This is a genomic window from Lactobacillus acetotolerans DSM 20749 = JCM 3825, assembly GCF_001436775.1.
In the GTDB taxonomy this organism is placed as follows: Bacteria; Bacillota; Bacilli; order Lactobacillales; family Lactobacillaceae; genus Lactobacillus; species Lactobacillus acetotolerans.
This window is the reverse complement of the sequence record NZ_AYZC01000022.1, coordinates 1-18,873: the sequence shown is the minus strand read 5'-3', so window position 1 is coordinate 18,873 and position 18,873 is coordinate 1. Positions and strand designations below refer to the sequence as shown.

Annotated in this window: 17 protein-coding genes; 3 read left to right on the top strand and 14 right to left on the bottom strand. The window is 37.8% G+C overall.

Going from position 1 to position 18,873, the window contains the following annotated elements:
- Nucleotides 1-7: 7 nt before the first annotated feature.
- Nucleotides 8-3,502 (bottom strand): transcription-repair coupling factor, encoded by a 3,495-nt coding sequence (gene mfd / locus FC77_RS04540; RefSeq protein WP_056970314.1) that lies wholly within the window; start codon nucleotides 3,500-3,502, stop codon nucleotides 8-10.
- Between the two features lies 1 nt (nucleotide 3,503).
- The gene (pth, locus tag FC77_RS04535) at nucleotides 3,504-4,061 is read right to left on the bottom strand and encodes an aminoacyl-tRNA hydrolase (protein WP_056970313.1); all 558 of its coding nucleotides are present in this window, start codon (nucleotides 4,059-4,061) and stop codon (nucleotides 3,504-3,506) included.
- 158 nt (nucleotides 4,062-4,219) lie between these two features.
- Between pth and FC77_RS04530 the strand changes: the two genes are divergently transcribed.
- Both FC77_RS04530 and cbpA read left to right on the top strand, forming a co-directional pair.
- A complete protein-coding gene (locus FC77_RS04530; protein ID WP_056970312.1) occupies nucleotides 4,220-5,191 on the top strand; it encodes an L-lactate dehydrogenase in 972 nt (323 codons plus the stop codon).
- Nucleotides 5,192-5,369: 178 nt separating this feature from the next.
- Nucleotides 5,370-6,074: a cyclic di-AMP binding protein CbpA gene (cbpA, locus tag FC77_RS04525; RefSeq protein ID WP_054682011.1), complete on the top strand. Its 705-nt coding sequence runs from the start codon at nucleotides 5,370-5,372 to the stop codon at nucleotides 6,072-6,074.
- Between the two features lie 62 nt (nucleotides 6,075-6,136).
- On the opposite strand, the gene alr is transcribed toward cbpA, so the two are convergent.
- The 11 genes from alr to glyA form a co-directional block, all read right to left on the bottom strand.
- Nucleotides 6,137-7,267, bottom strand: a complete 1,131-nt coding sequence (gene alr, locus FC77_RS04520; protein WP_056970311.1) for an alanine racemase — start codon at nucleotides 7,265-7,267, stop codon at nucleotides 6,137-6,139.
- Complete coding sequence (gene acpS / locus FC77_RS04515; protein WP_056970310.1) at nucleotides 7,267-7,626, bottom strand: holo-ACP synthase; 360 nt, start codon at nucleotides 7,624-7,626, stop codon at nucleotides 7,267-7,269. Before acpS ends, alr begins: the two co-directional genes overlap by 1 nt.
- An 82-nt stretch (nucleotides 7,627-7,708) precedes the next feature.
- Nucleotides 7,709-9,211: a degradosome RNA helicase CshA gene (cshA, locus tag FC77_RS04510; protein ID WP_056970309.1), complete on the bottom strand. Its 1,503-nt coding sequence runs from the start codon at nucleotides 9,209-9,211 to the stop codon at nucleotides 7,709-7,711.
- A 10-nt stretch (nucleotides 9,212-9,221) separates the two neighbouring features.
- Nucleotides 9,222-10,589, bottom strand: a complete 1,368-nt coding sequence (locus tag FC77_RS04505) for a UDP-N-acetylmuramoyl-tripeptide--D-alanyl-D-alanine ligase (protein ID WP_056970308.1) — start codon at nucleotides 10,587-10,589, stop codon at nucleotides 9,222-9,224.
- A 127-nt stretch (nucleotides 10,590-10,716) separates the two neighbouring features.
- Nucleotides 10,717-10,965 (bottom strand): type B 50S ribosomal protein L31, encoded by a 249-nt coding sequence (locus FC77_RS04500; protein ID WP_054682214.1) that lies wholly within the window; start codon nucleotides 10,963-10,965, stop codon nucleotides 10,717-10,719.
- A 105-nt stretch (nucleotides 10,966-11,070) separates the two neighbouring features.
- Nucleotides 11,071-11,946 carry a transporter substrate-binding domain-containing protein gene (locus FC77_RS04495; protein ID WP_056970307.1) on the bottom strand — a complete coding sequence of 292 codons (876 nt, stop codon included), beginning with the start codon at nucleotides 11,944-11,946 and terminating at the stop codon, nucleotides 11,071-11,073.
- 20 nt (nucleotides 11,947-11,966) lie between these two features.
- Complete coding sequence (locus FC77_RS04490; RefSeq protein ID WP_056970306.1) at nucleotides 11,967-12,707, bottom strand: amino acid ABC transporter ATP-binding protein; 741 nt, start codon at nucleotides 12,705-12,707, stop codon at nucleotides 11,967-11,969.
- Between the two features lie 4 nt (nucleotides 12,708-12,711).
- On the bottom strand, nucleotides 12,712-13,389 hold the full coding sequence (locus FC77_RS04485; RefSeq protein WP_054682219.1) for an amino acid ABC transporter permease: 678 nt from the start codon (nucleotides 13,387-13,389) through the stop codon (nucleotides 12,712-12,714).
- Entirely contained in the window at nucleotides 13,370-14,029 is a 660-nt protein-coding gene (locus FC77_RS04480; RefSeq protein ID WP_054682221.1) for an amino acid ABC transporter permease, read from the bottom strand. The genes FC77_RS04485 and FC77_RS04480 overlap by 20 nt, the downstream gene beginning before the upstream one ends.
- Nucleotides 14,030-14,359: 330 nt before the next feature.
- Nucleotides 14,360-15,979 (bottom strand): glycoside hydrolase family 13 protein, encoded by a 1,620-nt coding sequence (locus tag FC77_RS04475; RefSeq protein ID WP_056970305.1) that lies wholly within the window; start codon nucleotides 15,977-15,979, stop codon nucleotides 14,360-14,362.
- 158 nt (nucleotides 15,980-16,137) lie between these two features.
- Entirely contained in the window at nucleotides 16,138-17,373 is a 1,236-nt protein-coding gene (glyA, locus tag FC77_RS04470) for a serine hydroxymethyltransferase (RefSeq protein WP_056970304.1), read from the bottom strand.
- Between the two features lie 172 nt (nucleotides 17,374-17,545).
- Between glyA and FC77_RS04465 the strand changes: the two genes are divergently transcribed.
- On the top strand, nucleotides 17,546-18,136 hold the full coding sequence (locus FC77_RS04465; protein WP_056970303.1) for a type 1 glutamine amidotransferase family protein: 591 nt from the start codon (nucleotides 17,546-17,548) through the stop codon (nucleotides 18,134-18,136).
- 61 nt (nucleotides 18,137-18,197) lie between these two features.
- On the opposite strand, the gene FC77_RS04460 is transcribed toward FC77_RS04465, so the two are convergent.
- The gene (locus FC77_RS04460) at nucleotides 18,198-18,722 is read right to left on the bottom strand and encodes a DUF3278 domain-containing protein (RefSeq protein ID WP_056970302.1); all 525 of its coding nucleotides are present in this window, start codon (nucleotides 18,720-18,722) and stop codon (nucleotides 18,198-18,200) included.
- Nucleotides 18,723-18,873 lie beyond the last annotated feature (151 nt).

Below are 18,873 nucleotides of genomic sequence, written 5' to 3'. Positions count from 1 at the left end.
AACACCTTTATCTTTGAATAATATCACTTGCTGCACCTAAAAAGGTGGATAATTCATTGAACAACATTCGGTTACTTTCTTTTTCTGGCAATTCTAAAAGAACGACCAAACGCTTTTCATGGGTCATGTTGATCCTTGCCTTCAAAGAGACATGTTCCAAAGCTTTAAATATATTCGGGCCCTCAAGTTCATGCGAAGCATGGTTATTAAATTCAACCTTAACCCGATTACCAGTTTTAATCAGATTGAGCACCTGTGCGTAATCTGCGTCAATCTTTAAACCAGAAATTGCTAACAAGTTCTCGACAGCAGGAGGATAATCACCAAAACGATCAATTAATTCATCTTTAATCTTATCTAATTCATCCTGATTATTGACCGCTTTAATCTTTTTATAAAATTCGATCTTTTCTTCCTGATCTGCGATATAAGAACCCGGAATATATGCTTCTAAGCCTAAATCAATTTCTGCATTAGACTTACGAACTTTCTTCTTACCTTTACGTTCCTTAATGGCATCGCTCAACATTTGGGTATACAGATCATAACCAACACTATTAATAAAGCCATGTTGCTGAGCACCCAGCATGTTACCGGCACCACGAATAGATAAATCACGCATAGCAATCTTAAAGCCGGAGCCAAGTTCAGTAAAATCACGGATAGCGTCAAGACGTTTTTCACCAATTTCAGTTAGTACTTTATTAGGCTTGTAAAGGAAATACGCATAAGCCAAACGGGCACTACGGCCAATTCTACCCCGCAGCTGGTAAAGCTGGCTCAAGCCATAATGATCGGCATCTTCAATAATCATAGTGTTAACGTTCGGCATATCAATCCCCGTTTCAATGATCGTCGTTGTTACCAAAATATCAAACTCCCGGTTCAAAAAGCGGTAGAGGATATCTTCCATCTGATTTTGATTCATTCGGCCATGAACACTGGCAATCCTTGCGTTAGGAATTAAGCGTTGCAAATCGCCAACAACTTCACCAATATCACCAACACGGTTATGCAGGTAAAAGACTTGACCGCCACGCTGCATTTCCCGTAAGCATGCGTCTTTAATCACACTTGGAATCTGTTCCATAACATAGGTTTGAATCGGATAACGATTAGCCGGTGGGGTTTCCATAACGGACAGATCCCGCACACCTACCATTGACATATGAAGCGTACGAGGGATTGGTGTTGCCGTTAAGGTTAAAACATCAATATTAGCCTTCATCTTTTTCAGCTTTTCCTTGTGCTTAACACCAAAACGCTGCTCCTCGTCAACGATTAAAAGACCTAAATCTTTAAATTTAACGTCCTTGGACAAAAGGCGGTGGGTCCCGACGACTAAATCAATCTTTCCATCTTTTAAACCTTTAATAATTTTTTTAGACTCTGCCGGTGTTTGAAAACGGGACAGCATCGCAAAATTAACGGGAAAGCCTTTGAAACGATCCTGAATCGTGTTGTAGTGTTGCTGAGCCAAAATTGTCGTTGGTACCAGGAAAGCAACCTGTTTATTATCTTCAATTGCCTTAAATGCAGCTCGAAGTGCTACCTCAGTTTTACCAAAGCCCACATCCCCGACCAGGAGACGATCCATCGGTTTGGGCTGTTCCATGTCAGCCTTTACTTCTTTAATCGAGCGTAATTGATCAGGAGTCTCAACATAAGGAAAGGCGTCATCAAACTTTTTTTGCAAATCATCATCAGGTGAAAAAGCAAAGCCTTTTTCTGATTCACGCTTTGCATACAGGTCAATCAGGTCATCAGCAATGTCTTCAACCTTAGACTGAACCTTACGTTTAGTTTTGGCCCATTCACTGCCACCTAACTTATTAATATGTGGCTTCCTACCTTCTGAAGCAACATATTTTTGAACCAAGCCAAGCTGGTCAGCGGGAACAAATAACTGGTCTCCATGTTGGTAGGTAATGGTTATGTAATCACGTTTTACCCCATTACTCGTTAAAGTTTTAATGCCTTCAAAACGACCAATACCGTGATTAACATGGACAACGTAATCCCCTGGTTTTAATTCGGTATAATTACGTATCCGCTGCGCATTTTCTAAAGTTTTAATCCGCCGTTTATGCCGGGGACGCTTATTAAATAATTCTCTTTCAGTTAAATAGACTAAATTAATGCTGGGGAGGACAAATCCACTAGCAAAAGAGCCAACCACAATTTGTGTTTGCCCCGCAATTAAATCAGTACTAGAAACAACCGGTACGTCCAAACCAAACTCTGCCATTGTTTGCGTCATCTGCCGCGAACGTTTCTTATTGTCTGCTTGCAGAATAACGGTTTGACCCTTCTTCTGGTATGACTCTATCTCCGTCTTAATTAATGGCATCTGGCTAAAGAATTGCTCTGGCTCACGTGTCTGCCAGTTAAACATCTGTCCCAAACGAATGCGGCCCATACTTCTCTGAAACAGTGAAAAGTAAATATGGTGGTGCGTATCTTTAGACCAAATTTGTTCAAAATTAGCCCGCAATTCTTGTCCTGGAAGCATTGCACCCGTCTTTAACTCATCATCAACGAAACCGGCATTTTGCTGATCGACCGTTTTAACTGACTGGTTAATCAACGGCCAATCATCGAGTAAAACCATTCCATCCTTAGATAGATAATTTAGTAAACTGCTTGGATTTTTAATTAAAAAATCTACTAGAAATGCATAATTTTTAGGTAATCCTCCGGCATTCAATTCATCCAATGCTTCAGTAAAATGATCTTTTACATCTTTTTCTGGAGCCGGTGCATCTTTCATTAACTTAGTAATGGTTTGCGCTGCATTTTTAATATCTGCTGCTGAAAAGACCCGATCTTGAGCGGCAGCAACAGTAACTTGTTTAAGTTCCTTCTTGCTACGCTGACTAGCCAGATCAAACTCTTTAATTGTATCGATCTCGTCACCAAAGAATTCCATTCGAACTGGATTTTCACGATCCAGTGGATAAATATCTAAAATATCCCCACGAATGGCAAATTCTCCGGGCTTAGCGACTAAACTATCCCGACGATAACCTAATTGAACCAGCCAATTATTTAAATCATCTAATTTATATTCTTTACCAGAGGCAAAGACCCGCTTCGAAGCAGCAAAATTCTGTGGCTTTGACAATTTATACTGCAAAGCCTGCGGTGTTGTAACAACTAATCCGGCCTTCTGTGACAAAAGAAAGTTAAGCGTCTGGATTCGCGCACTTAATTCGTCTGGTGAACTAACGGCAGTTTGCGTTGCAATCGTTGCGTCAACTGGAAAAAGTTGTACGCTCCCATCGGCCATTATTTCGTTTAACTCACCGTATACTTTTTGAGCTTTATTTTCATTTTCCTCAATTAAAATTAAAGGTACATTAAGCTGATCTACTATTTGTTTTACGAGCAGACTAAAAGCACCGGCATTAGCGCCAGTGATCAGTGAATTCTTTACCCTTTTAGTTTTTTCAATAAAATTATTTAAATCTTGATCTTTTTGAAGAAAATTTGTTAAACGCATTTTAATTATATTTATTCATTAAATACTGACTATCGTGACCAGCAATAAAGTCATCGATAATCTTTACACTAGTAGAAAATGCATCATCCATCAATTTTTGTTGTTCCTCATTAAAGGGGGTTAATACCCAGGAAACAACGCTAGCTTTTTGTGGGTGACGAATTCCTATTTTCAAGCGGTTAAACTTTTCAGTACCTAGGTCACGAACAATACTCTTAATACCATTATGACCGCCAGATTTACCATCTGCACGAATTCTAATCTTGCCAATCGGCATATCCATATCATCATGGATAATTAAAATATCCTCAGGTTTTACCTTAAAGAAATTTGCTACTTGAGCAACCGATCTGCCTGATTCGTTCATAAAAGTTTGTGGTTCAAGCAAAGTTACATCCTTGTCATTTATCTTTTGCTTAGTCCAAAGGCCTTCAAATTTATTTTTATCTAAACTTAAGCCTTTTTCATTTAAGTAATAATCCATTGCCATAAAACCAGTATTGTGCTTAGTTTTATCGTATTTTTTACCTGGATTACCCAAACCTGCAATAATTTTCATTAATATTTCCCCTTGTTGATAGTCTTATTAATGATAGCACATAAATTCAAGTTTCATTTCATTAATACCTTCATATTTGGGACAGCCTTAACAAAGAATAAATAATCATGTTATAATTGCAATTGTTAAATATATCACTAATCAAAAGGAGACATATTATGGTAAAAGATGAAAGACCACATAAAGTAATTCTTGTTGGTGACGGTGCCGTAGGTTCAACCTATGCATTTTCATTAGTTCACCAAGGTATTGCCCAAGAATTGGGTATCGTTGATATTGTTAAGAAGAGAACGCAAGGGGACGCAATCGACTTGTCCGATGCTACTCCTTGGACTGCCCCAAAGCACATCTACTCAACTGATTATTCAGATGCTAAGGATGCCGACATAGTTGTCATTTCTGCTGGTGCTCCACAAAAGCCAGGTGAAAGTCGTCTTGACTTAGTAAACAAGAACTTAAAGATTTTAAGCTCAATTGTTGAACCAGTCGTTGAATCAGGATTTGATGGTATCTTCGTAGTTGCCGCAAACCCAGTTGACATTTTAACCCACGCAACTTGGAGAATGTCAGGCTTTCCTAAGGATCGGGTTATCGGTTCAGGTACTTCCTTAGACACTGGCCGTCTTCAAAAGCTTATCGGTGAAATGGAACATGTTGATCCACGTTCAGTTAATGCTTATATGCTTGGTGAACACGGTGATACTGAATTCCCTGCATGGAGCTACAACAATGTCGGTGGCGTAAAAGTCAGTGACTGGGTTAAGGCTCATGGCATGGGTCAAGACAAGCTTGATGAAATTCATAAGAGTGTTAAGGATATGGCTTACAACATCATTAACTTAAAGGGTGCTACCTTCTATGGTATTGGTACTGCATTAGCTATGATTACTAAAGCCATTCTGAATGACGAACACAGAGTATTGCCACTCTCAGTTCCAATGGATGGACAATATGGTTTACATGATGTTCACATTGGTACCCCAGCTGTTATTGGCCGCAAAGGTTTGGAGCAAATCATTGAAATGCCACTAAGTGACAAAGAACAAAAGTTAATGACTGCTTCAGCTGACCAATTAAAGAAAGTTATGAATAAAGCTTTCAAGGAAACTGGCGTTAAGGTTCGTCAATAATTAAAATTAATTTAACTTTAAAAGTATCTTCTCATAGAAGATGCTTTTTTATTTGCCATACTATTGCTAAAATAGTAATTATACTAATCAGCTAGTAGCAATTTTAATATTTATTTAATTCGAATGCTATCTATGCTATAATTACTTGAAATATTTTTCCATATATGGAGGCAATCTCATGCTTATTAAATCTTTAGTCATTAAAAAGGATTACCTAACAACGGTTAATGAACATGCAACCCTGGAAGAAGCTCTGAAAACTCTTGAAGACTCAGGCTTCAGATGTGTTCCTATTCTAGACGACAGCGGAACAATTTTCCGCGGTAATATTTATAAAATGCATATCTACCGACATAAGTCACAGGGTGGCGATATGAGTCTACCTGTTACCTATCTGCTCAAAAATGCAACTAAGACAATTAAGGTTAACTCACCGTTCTTTAAGGTCTTCTTCACAATTAAAGATTTACCTTATATCTCCGTTTTAGATGAAAATAATAAATTCTACGGTATCTTAACCCACTCACGATTGCTTGATATGTTATCTGACGCTTGGAACATTAAGACTGGTTCTTATGTTCTAACCGTTTTGTCAGATAACTCACGCGGCAATCTGGTAAAAATGTCTAAAATCATTACAAAACATGCTAGCATTGCCGGAGCGATGACTTTAGATGCTGCAGCCGGTGAATTAGACGGTAACTTCGTAAGAAGGACCCTGTTTACTTTACCTGCTGGAGTTTCTGGAGATACACTCAAAACGATCGTAAAGAAGTTAAATCATAAGGGTTATGTTGTTGCCGAAATTGATGATTTACAAGCCGGTATCACCATCATGAGTGATGAAAAACCAGGCGTCTATATTAATCAACCGCGTAACTAAACAATTCTTTATGCAAACAAAAAAAGCGCTTTTTGAAAAAGCGCTTTTTTATTTTACGTAAATTATTTATTGTAATAAACCCGCGGAAGACGATCACTAAGTAAACATGCAACCTCGTAGTGAATCGTATCGACATAATCAGCTGCTGCTTTAATATTATTGGGTGCCTTTGGATCATTTGAAATTAAGACAACTTTGGTACCGACTGGCATTTCATGCGGAAGTAAAACCATAAATTGGTCCATACATACCCGACCAACAATTGGACAATAACTATCGCCAACTTTTATCTTAAAGCCCTGGAATTTACGGATCCATCCGTCAGCATAGCCAACCGGAACGGTTCCAATAATTTTATCACCGTCAGCAACATAAGTTGAACCATAGCCAACACCGTCACCTTTATGAATTGTTTTAACTTGCGTCAGTTCACTTTCAAATGAAAGTGCCGGTTTTAATTTAATATCCGCTTTTAGATCCGGTCCATCAGGATTAGAAGACGGATTCAGGCCATAGATGCCAATGCCAAAGCGGACAAGGTCACTGTGCACTTTTTTATCAAAAATACTTGCAGCGGTATTATCCACGTGAATCCACTTAGGCTTAACCGTTAACAAACTCTTCATATGGTTGAACTTTTTTACCTGAGAATTGAAGTAATCACTATTAGCACTATCTGCTGAAGCAAAGTGAGTAAACATTCCCTCAACAAAGAAAGATTTATTGTTTCCCAGAAACTTATTAGCAGCAACAAATTCCCTGTCTTCATGAAAGCCAATTCGTCCCATACCGGAATCAATTGCTAAATGAATTTTTAACTGCAAATCTTCTTTTCGTAATTCTTTTTCTGCGTCTTTAAGCCATTCTAAATCAGGCACAGTTAATGAAACATTATTGGCTGCGGCAAGTGGGGCATATTCTGGAGAAGTAACACCTAAAACTAAAATTGGTTTTACAATTCCAGCCCTTCTAAGTTCCAGCGCCTCATCTAAAATAGCAACACAAAAACCGCTTGCTCCGGCTTCTGCCGCTACCTTTGCTACAGGAACGGCTCCATGACCGTATGCATTTGCTTTAACAACAGCAAACAACTTTTGCTTGGGTTGTAAATGCTTTACTTCATTTTCAATATTCTGCCTAATTGCACCCAGATCTACCTTCACTGCAGCTGGACGATGTATTCCTGGAACCATTATTCTTTTTCCTCCAAAACTACCAATGTAACAATTTCATGATCATCATGCGTAATACTTGGGAAAATATTCCCATCGAACTTGGTTGAGGTCATCACCGGGTGACCTAATTTATCCCATAAAGTTTCTACGTCTTGTAAACCAACGTATTTCCCTAAACCTGTACCCATTGCTTTAGAAAAAGATTCTTTTAGAGAAAAACGGCCACCTAAGTATTCCACCTTGCGCTTGCCAACCATTTTCTGATACTGGGCAAACTCATTCGGTGTTAACACTTTTTTAGCAAAATTATCACCATGATCAACAATTTTTTTGACCCGAGCAACTTCAACAGCATCAACGCCAACGCCTTTAATCATATTTATCACCTCATAACAATCAGAGTAATTATAATACAAAAAAAGAGTTGTAAAAATTACAACCCTACTTTTACGAAAAATCTTAATCTTTCTTATTTTTAATCACAAATTTGCCACCATGGCCGGAGCCATGACGGGAATGGTTATTATGATAATTGCCATTACGACGGCCATGATAACTATTATGACTGTAGCGTCTGCCACGACCATGACCACCATATCCGCGGCCTCGGCCACCACGGTGTCCACCGCGTCCGTGACCCTTATAAGGTAACGGCTTTTCTGAACTAATCTTCACCTTAACATCCGATGAATTCTTAGAAAGATTCTTCAAAAATGCAGATACTAAATCAACAGCAGAGTAACTGTCGAGCAGGTCACTGGCATCTTGAGTATATTTACTCAGATCATCCTTCATCAAATCTGCAATTTGTGACTTTGCAGCCTTCAATTGACCGTGAAGTGCCTCATCATCTGTAGGTGGTTGAAGTGGGGACATCTTCTTCTTGGTCAGTTGTTCAATTGTCCGCATATAGCCAATTTCATTTGGTGTGACAAAAGTTACGGACATACCATTATTACCGGCACGGCCAGTACGACCAATACGGTGGACGTAAGAATCTGGATCCTGTGGAATATCGTAGTTGTATACGTGCGTTACTCCTGAAATATCAAGTCCACGGGCAGCAACATCAGTAGCTACTAAAATATCCAACTTACCAGCACGGAAACGTTTCAGAACGGTCATTCTCCGTGCTTGTGATAAGTCCCCATGAATACCAGCTGCGTTATAACCACGAGCTCGTAATCCACGGGTTACTTCATCAACACGCCGCTTGGTTCTAACAAAGATAAGAGCCAAATCTGGGTCTTCAACATCAATTAAACGACACATAATGTTGAATTTTTCTGAATCCTTGGCACGAACAAAGTATTGATCAATCAGATCAGCAGTTAAATCCTTAGCCTTAATTCGAACAATTTCAGGATCATGCATAAACTTTTTGCTGATCTTCAAAATAGGTTGTGGAATCGTTGCACTAAAGAGTAAGGTTTGTTTACGGTTCTTAACGTAACTTAAGATACTTTCAATATCCTTAATAAAGCCCATGTCGAGCATTTCGTCAGCTTCATCTAAAACGATAGTGTTGACATCCTCTAAGTCAACCGTCTTCCGCTTAAGGTGATCTAAAAGCCGACCAGGTGTACCTACCAAAATAGCAGGAACATTATGCTTAATTGAGCGGATTTGCCGCCGAATATCAGCCCCACCATAAACTACTTGAACACGGGCATGTTCATCGCGGCCTAAACGGTAGAGTTCTTCTTGGGTTTGAATGGCTAATTCACGTGTTGGTTCAATAACCAATGCCTGAATTGTCTTATGTTGTTTTTCTAAATTTTGTAAAATTGGTAAAGCAAAGGCAGCTGTCTTACCAGTACCTGTTTGTGCTTGACCAATTACGTCTTTGCCTTCTAAGGCAAGCGGAATAGTTTGCTCTTGAATGGGCGTGGTCTCTTCAAAACCCGCACGTTTAATTGCCTTAAGAAGGGCATCATTTAATCCTAATTCCGAAAACTTCACTAAATTCTCCTTATCTAAGCCGATCCAAAACCTTTTCAAGGTGCATCCCGCGAGAGCCCTTTAAAACAACAATGTCGTTCGGCTTAATATCATTTTTTAGATCATCAATCATATGTTGCATTTGATCTTGTTTATAATAATGTAAATGTTCTGGTGCATATTTATCTTGTAGAGCGTCATACAAGTTCTTCATTTCAGCACCGTACAGATAAACCTCGTTAATCACCTGTGGATCAAGGCAATCAGCTAATTTGGCATGAAGAGAAGCAGATTGCTTACCTAATTCAAGCATATCTCCTAAAACGGCAATCCTGCGACTGCCATCTGGTACCTCAATCTGACCAAAACTGCTTACAACAGCTCGAACTGCAGTAGGGTTGGAATTATAAACATCACTCATGATGTCTTCCCCAACATCGCCTTTTTCCCACTCCATTCTGTTAGCAGTAGGGGTAAAGTTGGCTAATGATGAAGCAATTTTTTCGTCACTCTCTCCAAAATGACGCCCGACACAAATGGCAGCCATAGCATTAGAAACATTATGCTTGCCAATCATTGGAATTGAAAACTGTTGGTCAGAATCATTAATGGTAAAAGTTGCGTGGTGTTTATAACTTCTAAAGCCAGTTGCATAAACTGTATCATTTTTTTCAAAACCAAAGGTGGCTTTTGCTTGGTCAACCTTCTTAGCACGCTCTCTTAATAACGGCTCGTCACCGTTATAAATGAATTCACCATCTTCACTTAAGAAGTCCGTGATTTCCATTTTCGCGTCAGCAATATGGGCACGTGTACCTAAGAATTCGATGTGCGCCTCACCAATCATGGTAATAACGGTCACGTCTGGATGGGTCAACTTACTCAAGCGGTGCAATTGACCTGCATGATCCATACCCATTTCCAATACTAAGATCTCAGTATTAGGCTTCATCTCTAATATGGTCATGGGTACCCCAATCTCATTATTATAGTTAGCCTGAGTCTTATGTACATTAAAACGCTTAGACAAAACAGCAGCTGTCATATCCTTGGTGGTTGTCTTACCATTTGAGCCAGTAATTCCAATAACTGTCGGATTTACCTTGCCTAAATAGTAATGGGCTAAACTTTGCATAGCACTGAGTGGATCATCCACTTCGAGTACAGCAATATTATCCGGCTTATTTGGGTGACCCTTCTTCCACAAAGTAGCTGAGGCACCGTTATTGATAGCTCCGGCAACGAAGTCGTGACCGTCCCTTTCACCTTCAAGCGGAACAAAAAGACCGCCAGCAGTGATCTTCCTAGAATCAAAGGCAACAGAAGTAATAATGGTTTGATCGTCACCTTCACAAGTCGTATTTAAAGCTTTGGCAATTTCTGCCAGTTGCATCTTCATTTAACATTTACTCCCAATAAAACAATTTTTATCTAGCAATTATTATACTTGCTTTCATTCATTCTGACAATTCAGTTTCCACGAAAAAAGCAGCCCCAATGGGACTGCTTCCACCAGATCAAAGGTATTACTTCTTGTTGAATCCATATTTCTTGTTGAATTTTTCGATTCGACCATCTGCTTGAGCAAACTTTTGCTTGCCTGTGTAGAATGGGTGTGAATCTGAAGAAACTTCAAGTCTAACTACTGGATAAGTCTTACCTTCATAATCTATAGTTTCTTTTGGCTTCAAAGTTGAACCAGCTACAAATTTAGCACCGGTTGCTGAATCCATAAAAACAATCTTTTGATAATCTGGATGAATGCCTTGTTTCATAATTATTACTCCTTTTGCCATGATCATCTTTCAGATCATAGATTAGTCGATCAACATTTATTACCATAACATCTTCAAGAATCAATTTCAAGATTTTTTATTATATTACTTCCCTTGCTTTAAAACAATATCTGAAGATTTAACTTCCTTGCCAAAGTACGGTTTTAATTCTTGATCATAATCCATGGTAAAGAACCCTTTACTGTTTAGCTTGGTAATTTCTTTATTAGCCCAGTTTAAAAGTGATTTATTTCCCTTCTTAACGGCTGGGGAAACATATTGCTTAGGACCAATACTCTTAATACCGACGGTATATTTAGGATTACGTTTTACCCACGCATACAAGTAAGAATTGTCATCAGCGAGTGCTGCAGCACGCTTATTCTTAATTGCATTAAATTGTTGGGTCTTAGAATCAAATTTAAGCAGGTTAACGTTTTTCTGCTTGGTAAAGTAATTTTCTGCAGTGGTACCTTTAGTTACGATTAAACTCTTGCCCTTTAATTGACTAGCCTTAGTAATTGGCGCCTTCTTAGGAGAAACAACCCCAACTGATACCTTCATATATGGTTTGGCATAGTCAACAACATCTTTACGCTTCGGGGTTACCGTAAAGTTAGCTAAAATTATATCCGCCTTATCTGAGTTCAAAGTATCAACCCGGTTATTAGCATTAACCTGAACGAATTTAACTTTAACACCCATGTCTTTTGCCATTTGCCGAGCTAAGTTAACGTCGTAACCAACACGCTTACCATTTGCATTAACCCAGCCATATGGTGGTAAATCGCCAAAAACAGCAACACGCAAAACACCACGTTTTTTAATCGCAGTTACAGTACTTGAATTCGAATTAGAATTTGAGCCACTACTATTGCTATTATTCGATGATGATCCTTTAATCCCAAAGAAAGCAAAGACAGCAATAATAACAACTACAACTATTCCAATAATAATGTTTCTACTTTTATTTTTCTTCATTTTAATTACTCACCTTTTTATTAAAAATTCATACTATCCAGAAATTCTTGTGCTCGTTTAGTTTTCGGTTTAGTGAAGAATTCTTTGCCTGGGGTATCCTCTAAAATTTTGCCATCTTCGAGGAATAAAACCTGGTCAGCAATTTTAGCAGCAAAACTCATCTCGTGGGTGACAATAATCATAGTCATATGATCCTTTTCGGATAAATCTGACATAATTTTCAAAATTCCGCGAACCATTTCCGGATCAAGGGAAGCTGTAACCTCATCAAACAGCATTATTTCAGGATGCATAGCTAGAGCACGGACAATCGCAATTCGCTGCTTTTGACCACCAGACAGTTCACGTGGATATGCATTCACGTACTTTTCAAGGCCTACCCGCTTTAAAAGTTTCGTTGCCTCTTGTTTAACATCGACTTCAGATCTCTTCTGAACTTTACGCGGTGCCAACAATATGTTTTCCATAACCGTTAAATTAGGAAAAAGATCATAGCTTTGAAAAACCATGCCGATTTTTTGGCGGATATTCTGCCAATTTTTCTCAGTCGGATCAACTTTTTTACCTTCAAAATAGATTGTTCCAGACTTATAATTTTCCAAACCATTTAAACATCTAAGTAAAGTACTTTTCCCAGATCCTGATGGCCCAAGCAAAGTTAAAACTTCACCCCTATTTAAAGTGAAATTGATATCATGTAATGCCTGCCAATCACCATAAAATTGATTTAGATGCTCAACTTTTAAAATTTCTTCTGCCATTTTTTCACCTACTATGTTTAGCTGTCAGTCGTTTAGACCAAGCTGACAAAGGATAATCGATAATAAAATATAAAATAAATATCAGACCGTAAACCCAAAATACTGCATTTGGATATTGTTGGTTATTAGCTTCAATAATTTGCTGACCCACCGCAACGACATCCATGATACTTATCATCATGAGTAGCGAGGTGGTTTTAATCACACGGGTGGCAAGGTTAATTGTTGCTGGCAATTCTAATTTTGCTGCTTGGGGTAAAAGAACGTACCTGAACAATTGCATTTTATTCAAGCCAAGTGCCAAACCTGATTCACGCTGACTTTTAGGCACAGACTCAATTGCACCCCGCACAATATCACTGAATTCTGCTGCTACCCAAAGGGTAAAAGCTAATACCGCCATCCAGCTTGCTGGCCAGTTAACATGAAAGGTCCTTGGCAAGATGTAATAAGCCAAGTAAAGCAAGACAATAGTTGGAACAATTCTAAAGAATTCCAGGTAAAGCCGCAGAACAAAACGAATAACCTTGTTAGGCAATGTCCTAAGGACACCCAATATCGTTCCTAAGGCTAAACCTAATACTAAAGAAACTGCAGCTATCCAAACAGAAGTCCATAAGCCTCCTATAATTCGACTGATATTATTTCCTTCAAGGAAGACATTAATTGCCGAATGAGCCATAACGAACCCTCTTTTCTAGATAACTTAAAATCAATATTACTGGAATCATAATAATTGCATACGCAACAACTAAAACAAATAAGTATTCATTAGAGCGGTAATACATCCCAATTAAATCTAAAGCAGTATTAGTCAATTCAGGAATCGCAATTACTGAGAAAATCGAGGTTTCCTTAATTAAAAAGATAATATTGGCAGCTAGTGCTGGCATACTGAGTGCAAATCCTTGAGGGAAAACAACATAGTGAGCTAACTGAAGATCATTCATTCCTAATGCCTTTCCGCTATTAATTTGACTTGTATTTACTCCGTTAAAGCCACCAGTAAAACCTTCCGCCATGTATGCTCCGCCTAAAAAGATCAAACCAATAATTCCACAGGTTTCAGCTGACATCTTCAATCCTAGTACTGGGAAGGCATAGTATAAGAAGAATAATTGAATAAGCAGCGGCGTATTCCTTGCTAATTCTACGTAGGCCGTAAAAATTTGGCTTAAAATGGGCACCTTAAAGTATTGAATTAAGCTGCTAATGATCCCAACAATTATTGAACCAATTATGCCGACAAGCGACAACCAGCAGGTTAGCTGGAACGCCTTAGCAAAAATAGGCAGACTTTGATCAATAATTTGCCAATTCATTTTTCAACCTCCAATTTCTAGTAAAAAAGGACCTATTCATCACGTGGATTCATAGGTCCTTAAGTTTAAAGGATAAATAAAAGGATCTACGAATTCATTCAGATTCGTAGATCCTTAACATTCAATTAATTGTTAATAGTTATTTAGAAGTACGAATGCTGAAATTTGTTGCATGAGAAATAACGCAGCAAGTGCAACATTCGTTTGCTTTAATAAATACAACAGATTTCATCATTTTATACTTCCTTTCTTACTTATTTTATATAAGTTACTGATTAACTACAAATTATATTATGCTATTACTTACTTTTTGTCAATAATTTCAAAGGATTACTTTTTAACAGCTACGGCAAAAGCTTCATACGGCTTAAGTGTCATCCCTAATAAAGTTTCTGGTAGATCGTAGTTAGAAATTAAAATCCGCTGAATTTCATCAGTTGAGGTGAATCGCTCCTGTTTACTCGATAAATTGGCAACGACGAGCCAGCGTTCGTTACCGAGAACCCGGTAATAAGCTAGAACATTATCATCGGTAGAAACTAATTCAAAATCGCCATTGACGACAATATCATTTTCATGGCGCAGTTTAATCAATTTTTGATAAGTATAAAAAATTGAATTATGATCTGCCAAAGCGTTTTTGACATTAATATCAACATAATTTGGGTTTACATGCAGCCAAGGCATTCCGGTTGTAAAACCGGCTTCCGCATCATCTGACCACTGCATTGGCGTCCTGGCATTATCCCGGCCCTTAACATTAATTGCATGGATTAATTCATCCTTAGAATAACCCTGGGCTAAACGCTCTTTATACATATTAATACTTTCAATGTCTTCAACCTCATCAATACTCTTAACAGGATAATTGGTCATGCCAATTTCTTCACCATTATAAATATATGGTGTGCCGTGCATTAAATGAAGAACGATTGCAAACATTTTAGCGGATTGAACCCGATATTCTTTGTCATTGCCCCAACGAGAAATTACCCGTGGAATATCATGATTCTCCCAGAAAAGACTGTTCCAGGCATGATTAAAATCAAGCTTAGTCTGCCACTTTACCAAAACTTTTTTAAGTTCGCCTAAATTAAGCGGGCGCAAATCCCACTTTTCTTTGCCAGGCTGTTGATCCAATCCTTGGTCTTCGAATTGAAAGACCATTGATAATTCATGGCGAGCAGGATCAGAGTATTCTTCCGCAATTTTAGGGGTAGCATTCCAAGTTTCACCAACCGTCATAACATCCCGATTGCCAAAAGTATTCTTGTTCATTTCTTGGATATAGGGATGCAACATCGGACCGTTTTCACGGATCTTCTTATCTGGATCTTTTCCAATTAATTCGATCACGTCCATTCGGAAACCGCCAATACCCTTATCGAGCCAAAAGTTCATCATGTCATAAATTGTTTGCCGCAATTTAGGATTCTTCCAGTTTAGATCAGGTTGACCGGGAGCAAACAAATGGAAGTAGTACTGACCCGTTTTTTCATCATATTGCCAAGCGGAACCGGAAAAGCCAGATTTCATATCATTTGGTGCGTGACCATCAACGGGATCTCGCCAAATATAAAAATCACGGTAAGGATTATCCTTATTTTTACGAGCTTCAACAAACCATTTATTTTTATCTGACGTATGGTTAACAACCAAGTCCATAACTATCCGAATATGGTGCCTCTTTGCTTTAGCAATCAAATTATCCATATCTTCCATGATGCCGTATTGCGGATCGATCGCTTCATAATCCGAAATATCGTAACCATTATCAACACCGGGAGACTTATAAACTGGTGATAACCAGATAGCGTCAATCCCCAATTTCTCTAAATAGCCTAACCTTGAAATAATACCTTTTATATCACCAATTCCATCACCATTGCTGTCTTGAAAAGACTTGGGATAAACCTGGTATACAACTGCTTTCTTCCACCAAGCTGTCATAAAAAACTCCTATCATTATTAATTTTTTTAATCATTACCTTAATTATCAGGGATAGGAAACCGCTTTACAACATTAATAAGCAATGTTAGCGGTATCAGATTAGAAAAAAGCACAAGAAAAAGCAGCCTTTAAAAATAAAGACTGCTAATAATACTTTTTATTCAATTGGGTGTTTATCCGTTAAAGCTTTAACTGCTCCCTTGACCCCAGTCATTACAACCTGGTCTTCAGAATTGTTTAATACTTTAGCAATTAACCTTGCAACTTCGCGGACATCATCTTCCTTAAAGCCACGACTGGTAACTGCAGGGGTACCGATTCTCAAGCCACTGGTTACAAATGGGCTTCTCTGGTCATTCGGAATAGCTTCCTTATTGGTAGTTATGTTAACTGAATCAAGCAATGCTTGGGCTTTCTTACCAGTTAAACCGGTCTTGGTAATATCAATAATCATTAAGTGATTATCCGTACCGCCAGAAACTACCCGAATATTATCTGCCTTCTTAAATTCATCAGCCATTGCAGCAGCGTTTTTTACCACTTGATTAATATAGCTAGTAAATTGTGGCTGCAAGTCTTCATAAAAGGCTTGGGCTTTGGCAGCAATAACATGTTCTAGTGGCCCACCTTGAGTACCTGGGAAAACCGCAGAATTAATCCTCTTACCTAATTTAAGTGAATTAGAAAGAATCATACCACCGCGTGGACCCCGTAAAGTCTTATGCGTGGTTGTCGTTACAACGTCTGCCACTGGAATTGGACTTGGGTGAGCACCGGTAGCAACTAGACCAGCAATGTGCGCCATATCTACCATAAGGTAGGCCCCAACTTCATCAGCAATATCACGGAATTTTTGCCAATCAATAATACGGCTGTAAGCAGAGGCACCGGCGATAATCAGTTGCGGCTTAACCTTTTCTGCAACTTCGCGAACCTCATCATAGTCGAGTTTCTCGGTTTTTGGATTGAGGTCATAGCTGTATGAATGATACATCTTGCCACTAAAATTGACTTTAGCACCATGGGTCAAGTGACCACCGGCATCCATGCCCATTCCTAAGATAGTGTCACCAGGCTTAAGCAGTGCTTGGTAAACAGCCATATTAGCTTGAGAACCTGAGTGTGGCTGAACGTTGGCATACTTAGCATTGAACAACTTCTTAGCATAATCGATAGCTAATTGTTCAACTTGATCGATGTATTGACAGCCACCGTAATAGCGTTTGCCAGGATAACCTTCAGCGTATTTATTGGTTAAAACTGACCCTTGAGCCTCACGGACAGCATCAGAAACAATATTCTCTGATGCAATCAATTCAATCGTATTTTGTTGCCTTTTTTCTTCGTTATGAATTGCTGACCACAATTCAGGTGATTTTCCTGCGTATTTCAAATAAAGATCTCCTTCTCAACTAGAAATTTAGGACTGTGTAATTATCTAAATTATACCTTATACGGAATTGACTAGCTATGAAGAAGATTTATTAAAAATATTATTTATATATAATATATGTAGATTTAATCACACTCATAAATAAAATAATATTAGAGGGAGTAAATAAAATTTGAAAAAAGCAATTTTCTTTATACTAGATGAATATGCCGATTGGGAAGGTGCATATCTTTCTAGTCAATTAAACCAAAATAAAAATTGGGAAGTTAAAACAGCATCGATTAAAAATGAAGTCACTTCAATAGGTGGATTTAAAACACTCGTTGATTATCAAGTAAAAGATATAACAGCAGACATTAACTTATTAGTTTTAATTGGTGGAAATTCTTGGTCAATTGAGAATGAGCAACTAAGAAATTTAATTGCTGAAAGGTTAACCAATAAAAAGTCAGTAGCAGCAATCTGCGGTGCCGTTGATTACCTTGCTAAAAATGGATTATTAACAAATTTTAAACATACCGGAAATGCACAATACTTGTGGAAAAATTACACCAAATATGTAAATAAGGATGATTTTGAGCAAAAACAAGTAGTAAGAGATCATAACTTAGTTACTGCCAACGGAACAGCACCATTAGAATTTACAAAACAAGTGTTAAAAATGATTAGCTTTAGTTCTGATGAACAAATAAATAAAGATGTTGATCTATATAAATTAGGATTCTATAAATACTGTTCAAAATATGGAAATCCATTTAAATAAATTAATATACCTAATAACGAACAGAGCACCTAGTCATACAACCAGGTGCTTTGTTTATTCCCTATTCGTCATCTTTTATGAATTTTATCTTATTTTTCATCATAAAGTACATGCAGAATCCAAAAGCTAACCCCGCTAACAACCAAATACCAGATTTAAATAAAACAAGCCAACCCGTTTCAAGTGCTTCATTTGATAATAATGGAAAAATATAGCAATTTAATACAAGCATAGTAAAGCCAAAAAATATTCCACTCCAAAAAGATCTATATTTAGCATTTTTAAGTGCTGCTTTGTATTTCTCTTTATTCGTAAATTCAGTTTCTAAAACACGATATTTTTTCAATTTAAAAGTTAAATATGCAGAGTTGAAATATACGGCGACAAATAACAACATTGTTCCCACTGTAATTGTTTGATGCATAATGTCCCAAATAAAGCTAATTAACATTAGCACGACAATTAAGTAATAAGATAGCATGCTATCATTTGCTAAAATTTCATTGATCTTCGACTTTTGGTACTCATCGCGTTTGCCTGGATAACCCAAATAATTTTGCATTAATTTGTTTTTCCAATTTTTCATTTATCACACCAACCTCAGTACTTTAATGGAATAAATTAATAACTATTCTCTATTCGTCATCTTTTATAAATTTGATTCTATTTTTCTTCGTTTTATACGTGTGGTGCTAGTTAAATAAATTATTTATAAAAAAGCCCAACAAAGTTAGACT

What these genes read in the sequence shown, in the direction of transcription:
- mfd (WP_056970314.1), bottom strand. Translation starts at nt 3,502, where the DNA reads ATGCGTTTAACAAATTTTCTTCAAAAAGATCAAGATTTAAATAATTTT.
- pth (WP_056970313.1), bottom strand. Translation starts at nt 4,061, where the DNA reads ATGAAAATTATTGCAGGTTTGGGTAATCCAGGTAAAAAATACGATAAA.
- FC77_RS04530 (WP_056970312.1), top strand. Translation starts at nt 4,220, where the DNA reads ATGGTAAAAGATGAAAGACCACATAAAGTAATTCTTGTTGGTGACGGT.
- cbpA (WP_054682011.1), top strand. Translation starts at nt 5,370, where the DNA reads ATGCTTATTAAATCTTTAGTCATTAAAAAGGATTACCTAACAACGGTT.
- alr (WP_056970311.1), bottom strand. Translation starts at nt 7,267, where the DNA reads ATGGTTCCAGGAATACATCGTCCAGCTGCAGTGAAGGTAGATCTGGGT.
- acpS (WP_056970310.1), bottom strand. Translation starts at nt 7,626, where the DNA reads ATGATTAAAGGCGTTGGCGTTGATGCTGTTGAAGTTGCTCGGGTCAAA.
- FC77_RS04505 (WP_056970308.1), bottom strand. Translation starts at nt 10,589, where the DNA reads ATGAAGATGCAACTGGCAGAAATTGCCAAAGCTTTAAATACGACTTGT.
- FC77_RS04500 (WP_054682214.1), bottom strand. Translation starts at nt 10,965, where the DNA reads ATGAAACAAGGCATTCATCCAGATTATCAAAAGATTGTTTTTATGGAT.
- FC77_RS04495 (WP_056970307.1), bottom strand. Translation starts at nt 11,946, where the DNA reads ATGAAGAAAAATAAAAGTAGAAACATTATTATTGGAATAGTTGTAGTT.
- FC77_RS04490 (WP_056970306.1), bottom strand. Translation starts at nt 12,707, where the DNA reads ATGGCAGAAGAAATTTTAAAAGTTGAGCATCTAAATCAATTTTATGGT.
- FC77_RS04485 (WP_054682219.1), bottom strand. Translation starts at nt 13,389, where the DNA reads ATGGCTCATTCGGCAATTAATGTCTTCCTTGAAGGAAATAATATCAGT.
- FC77_RS04480 (WP_054682221.1), bottom strand. Translation starts at nt 14,029, where the DNA reads ATGAATTGGCAAATTATTGATCAAAGTCTGCCTATTTTTGCTAAGGCG.
- FC77_RS04475 (WP_056970305.1), bottom strand. Translation starts at nt 15,979, where the DNA reads ATGACAGCTTGGTGGAAGAAAGCAGTTGTATACCAGGTTTATCCCAAG.
- FC77_RS04460 (WP_056970302.1), bottom strand. Translation starts at nt 18,722, where the DNA reads ATGAAAAATTGGAAAAACAAATTAATGCAAAATTATTTGGGTTATCCA.